Here is a 4,546-nt window from a genome sequence, read left to right on the forward strand (position 1 = left end):
ACCGCTTCATGCGACTGGCCGCTTTTTACTCCCGTCATGATTTCAAACAGGGTGCTCTTCCCGCTCTGGGGAAGTCCCAAAATACCCATTTCCATTATTTAATCCTTACAATATGATTACCAAGTGATAAGATTTCTCGCTTCGCTTCGAAATGACATCAATCGATGCTTGCAATATATTCGTTAACTGTATAACTGCGACGCGAAACCACAGTAGCTTTCGTATCCAAAGGAGAACGAGGCGGCATAAAAGGCTCTGGGAGCGAGGCGCGCAAAGCTGAAGGAACGAGGCGTATTTTTCATACGCCGCAGAAACTGAGGATACAGCGCAACGAAGCATACAGACCTTTTCCGGTGTTATTTCGTAAATTCCTTTTCGATGCGTCCCATCGCCTCTCTCAGCCGCTCATCCGGCACGGTAAGCGAGATGCGCACAAAGCCTTCTCCGTATTGGCCATAAGCTGTGCCGGACGCTACGACGACGGCAGTCTTGTCAAACAGCCGGTTGGTGAACTCCAGTGACGTCAAACCTTCAGGCGCCGGCACCCACAGGTAAAACGTGCCGCGCGGCGGATTAAAATCGATGCCGATCTTTTTGAGTGTTTTTAAAACCAGTTCACGCCGTCGTCCGTAAATGGAGAGCATCTCCTCAATAAAGCCTGCTTCGTTATGTAGCGCCTGAATACCCGCGTACTGCACGGCATTAAAAATCCCCGAATCGGTATTTTCCTTTACTTTGCTGATGCCGGCAATCAGATCGGGATTGCCGCACGCCATTCCCAACCGCCATCCGCACATATTAAACGGTTTGGAAAGTGAATTCAGTTCCACACCGACATCTTTGGCCCCCGGTGCCATCAGGAAACTCAGGCGATCCTGCCCGGCAAATACGATTTCACTGTAAGGATTGTCATAACAAACAGCAATATCAAACTCACCCGCAAAGGCGACCAGTTTGTTTAAAAAGTCCATTGTGGCGCAAGCGCCAGTCGGATTGTTCGGATAGTTCAGGAACATCGCAGTGGCTTTTCTGGCCACGTCCTTGGGGATGTCTTCCAGCACCGGCAAATAATGGTTCTGCGGGAGGATGGGCACATTGTAAGGAACACCCTCTCCCATCAGGATACTGGATCGATACGCCGGATAGCCGGGGTCGGTCATCAGTACGACATCCCCGGGATTGACGCGTGCCAGCACAAAGTGATGACAGCCCTCCTTGGAACCGATAAGTCCAAGAATTTCATTTTCGGGATTCAGGCTGACGCCGTAACGCTCCCCGTACCAGCGGGCAATTTCTTTGCGGAAAGCAAGCATACCCTTTTCCTCATCGGTGGGATACCGGTGATTTTGAGGGTCGTGGGCACTGCGGCACAATTCATCAATAACGGAATTCGGGGTGGCTTCCACCGGGTCTCCGATCGCAAGTGATATCACATCGACGCCTGCGGCTTTGGCCTGATTTATTTTTTTCCTCAATTCCATGAATAAATATGGGGGTATTTTTTTTAATCTATCCGCAGTCTGCACTGTTCAAACCTCCAATTGATATAATTACAGCGGTAATAAAATGATTTAACCCGAGAAAAACATCATCTTGAAATGTTTCCGGATTCTATGCCTTGCCATGCCCGCACTGAATGATGAAAAGGCTATGAGACCATACTTCTATCCCCCCTGTGGACAAGGGAACGAGACTATTTATAGGCCTCTTCAAAAAGAAGTCCTTGATAAACCATTTTCACTTTCCCTTCAAGGTAAATTTCCTCAAAACGGTCATCCCGGCGGGTGAAATAGACTCGTAAAACTTCGCCGCTTTGCACGGTTACATCTACCGGAGAATCCACAAGCCCGCGTCCTGCGGCGGCTAGGACTGAGGCGACAACACCGGTACCGCAGGCGAGCGTTTCATCTTCCACGCCCCGCTCATAGGTGCGAACTTTCATTTTCTGCCGTTCTGTCACACGGGCAAAATTGGCATTCGTGCCCCTCGGCTGGAAAGAGCCATGCCGGCGGATCTGCCGTCCCGTCCCGACGACGGCGCAGGTTTCCAAATCATCCACAAATGAAACGGCGTGCGGCACTCCGGTATCGATAAGATCCAGAAGACACGAACTGCCGTTCAATATGATTTCCCGGGCGATTTCCAAAGAGGATGGATCGGTAAGACGAACCTTCACATTGTCGTCAAAAACCTCGGCGGTAACAATGCCGGCATCCGTCTCAATGGACATTTTCGGTCCGGCAATACTGTTGAAATATGCAAAACGGGCCGCGCAACGGCTGCCATTGCCGCACATTTCGGCCACGCTGCCGTCTGAATTAAAAAAACGCCACTTAAAATCAGCAACCTCAGATGGTTCAATCAGAAAAAGCCCGTCCGCACCGACGGAAACCTTTCTCTGACAAATCCGGCGAACAAAAACCGGCAGATCAATAATCTGCAGTGAGAGATCGCGGTTGTCAATGATGATGAAGTCATTGCCGCTGCCGCTCATTTTATAAAATTCAATAAAACGCGATTCATCAATCTTCATGTTTTCACCTGTTGAATATCTGCCAATCGCAACCCATAGAGCTTAAAAATATGCGGGCTTGCAGATGACTTCTCGAATTTTCACGTCGAGGAACGAACTGGTATTGGCCGGCTGTAAAACCAGGGCTGTGTCGATTCCGGAAGACGATCCCCCTGTGGAGATGATGTTTTTATCCACCTGCACGCATCCGGCATCCGCCGCCATCAGAGCGGCTTCTACCGCCACTTTCGTGCCCTGACCAAAAATTCGCAACGCGTAAGCGATGATTTCATCAACCTGATACGTTCCCAGTTTCCTGCGCACCGAGCGTCCAACTCCGCCAAATGCGTGCGCGGCTGTAACCACCTGCATTCCCATGGCGAGCAGTCTGCTGCGCGTGGCTTCCTTCATCAGCTGCTCGTTGGGCTTTTTAAACCCGTATACCGTAGTGACAGCAACAATTTTTGCGGGATCAATTATTTTAGCCGCCATGAGCGCGCTTTTGCCGGAATAGGTCGGAATAATAATTCCGGATATATCCGGCCGGGCGGCTCTCAGACAAACGATCTCCAGGGCCTGACGGGTGTTTACGGCGCCTGGTCTTTCAAAGTAGCGGCAACGGCTGTCGATGCAGGCTTGAACAGGTTTCATTTTCCCCTTCATGTCTCCTGAACAATATCATCCTTGCGGGCAAGCGACCGGGTAACGCGCAATACTTCCTCGGTTGTGGTGATCCCCGCCAGCACCTTATGAATACCGTCCTGCTGCAGCGTAATCATGCCCTGCTTAACGGCCAGTTCGTTGATCTGATTGGCATCCGATGTTTTCAAAACCAGTCTTTTAATATCATCTTCCACGACCATAATTTCAAAGATAGCCGTTCGGCCGCGGAATCCGGTATGCATGCAAAGATTGCAGCCTTTTTTTCGGTAGAAGGTGTTGTTCTCCAATATCAGTGCTGTGAGTCCCAGATTGGCCAGGGTTTCTTTATCAGGCGTGTAGATTTCCTTGCAATGCGGACAAAGCACGCGGACAAGGCGCTGGGCAATGATCGCCACAATGGAAGATGTCACCAGAAACGGCTCAATCCCCATGTCAATCAGACGCGTTACGGCACTGGCCGCGTCATTGGTGTGAAGCGTCGAAAAGACCAGGTGACCGGTCAGCGATGACTGGATAGCGATTTCCGCGGTTTCCCGGTCGCGTATTTCACCAACCAGGATGACATCCGGATCCTGACGCACAATGGAACGGAGGCCGGCGGCAAAGGTCAGATCAATTTTTGGATTGACCTGAATCTGCCCCACACCGTCCATCTGATATTCAATCGGGTCTTCAATGGTAATGATGTTGATTTCCGGCCGGTTGATAGTGGAAAGCGCCGCATATAAAGTGGTGGTCTTTCCGCTGCCGGTAGGTCCCGTCACCAGAATAATCCCGTAAGGTGACTTGATCAGCCTGTCCAGCAACTTGATTCGCTCGTCGTGCATGCCCAGATCCGAAAGCAACAGGATATTGGCCGATTTGTCCAAAAGACGCAGCACCACCCTTTCACCGAAAGCCGTGGGAATCACGGATACGCGCACGTCTACCAGACGGTCGGCAATCTTCAGTTCAATCCGGCCGTCCTGCGGAAGACGCTTTTCAGCGATGTTGAGTTTGGCCATAATCTTCAGGCGGGACGTAAGCGGTGACTGAATCCGTCGCGGCAGGTTCAGGATGTCATAAAGAATTCCATCAATCCGGTAGCGGATTTTTAACGTTCCGGAATACGGCTCAACGTGAATATCACTGGCGCGGTCTTTAATGGCACCGGAAACCAGCAGGTTGACCAACTTGATGATCGGGGCGTCGCTGGTTTCATCGAGCAGGTCTGCTGTTTCATTGATTTCCGATATCAGATCGTCTGCCGTCTCTTCGCTTATTTCTTCAAAATAATCCTTGGCAGAAGAGCGGCTCATGTCGTAGGCCAGATTAATGGCAGCGTTGATCGCGTCCTGCGAAGCAAGAACAACCGGGATGTCCTGCATCTGC

4 protein-coding genes are annotated in these 4,546 nt (G+C 50.8%); all 4 read right to left on the minus strand.

From position 1 onward, the window contains the following. Window positions 1-356: 356 nt before the first annotated feature. Entirely contained in the window at window positions 357-1,526 is a 1,170-nt protein-coding gene (locus tag CVU71_18395; GenBank protein ID PKN16846.1) for an LL-diaminopimelate aminotransferase, read from the minus strand. A gap of 167 nt (window positions 1,527-1,693) precedes the next feature. Then, window positions 1,694-2,533 carry a diaminopimelate epimerase gene (locus CVU71_18400; protein ID PKN16847.1) on the minus strand — a complete coding sequence of 280 codons (840 nt, stop codon included), beginning with the start codon at window positions 2,531-2,533 and terminating at the stop codon, window positions 1,694-1,696. A 42-nt stretch (window positions 2,534-2,575) separates the two neighbouring features. Continuing rightward, entirely contained in the window at window positions 2,576-3,175 is a 600-nt protein-coding gene (locus tag CVU71_18405; protein ID PKN16848.1) for a hypothetical protein, read from the minus strand. Beyond that, a partial coding sequence (gene gspE, locus CVU71_18410) for a type II secretion system protein GspE (GenBank protein PKN16849.1) occupies window positions 3,172-4,546 on the minus strand: 1,375 nt, incomplete at its 5' end. The genes gspE and CVU71_18405, both read right to left, overlap by 4 nt.

The sequence above is a fragment of the Deltaproteobacteria bacterium HGW-Deltaproteobacteria-6 genome, assembly GCA_002840435.1.
Lineage (GTDB): Bacteria > Desulfobacterota > Syntrophia > Syntrophales > Smithellaceae > UBA8904.

What these genes read in the sequence shown, in the direction of transcription:
- CVU71_18400 (PKN16847.1), bottom strand. Translation starts at nt 2,533, where the DNA reads ATGAAGATTGATGAATCGCGTTTTATTGAATTTTATAAAATGAGCGGC.
- CVU71_18405 (PKN16848.1), bottom strand. Translation starts at nt 3,175, where the DNA reads ATGAAGGGGAAAATGAAACCTGTTCAAGCCTGCATCGACAGCCGTTGC.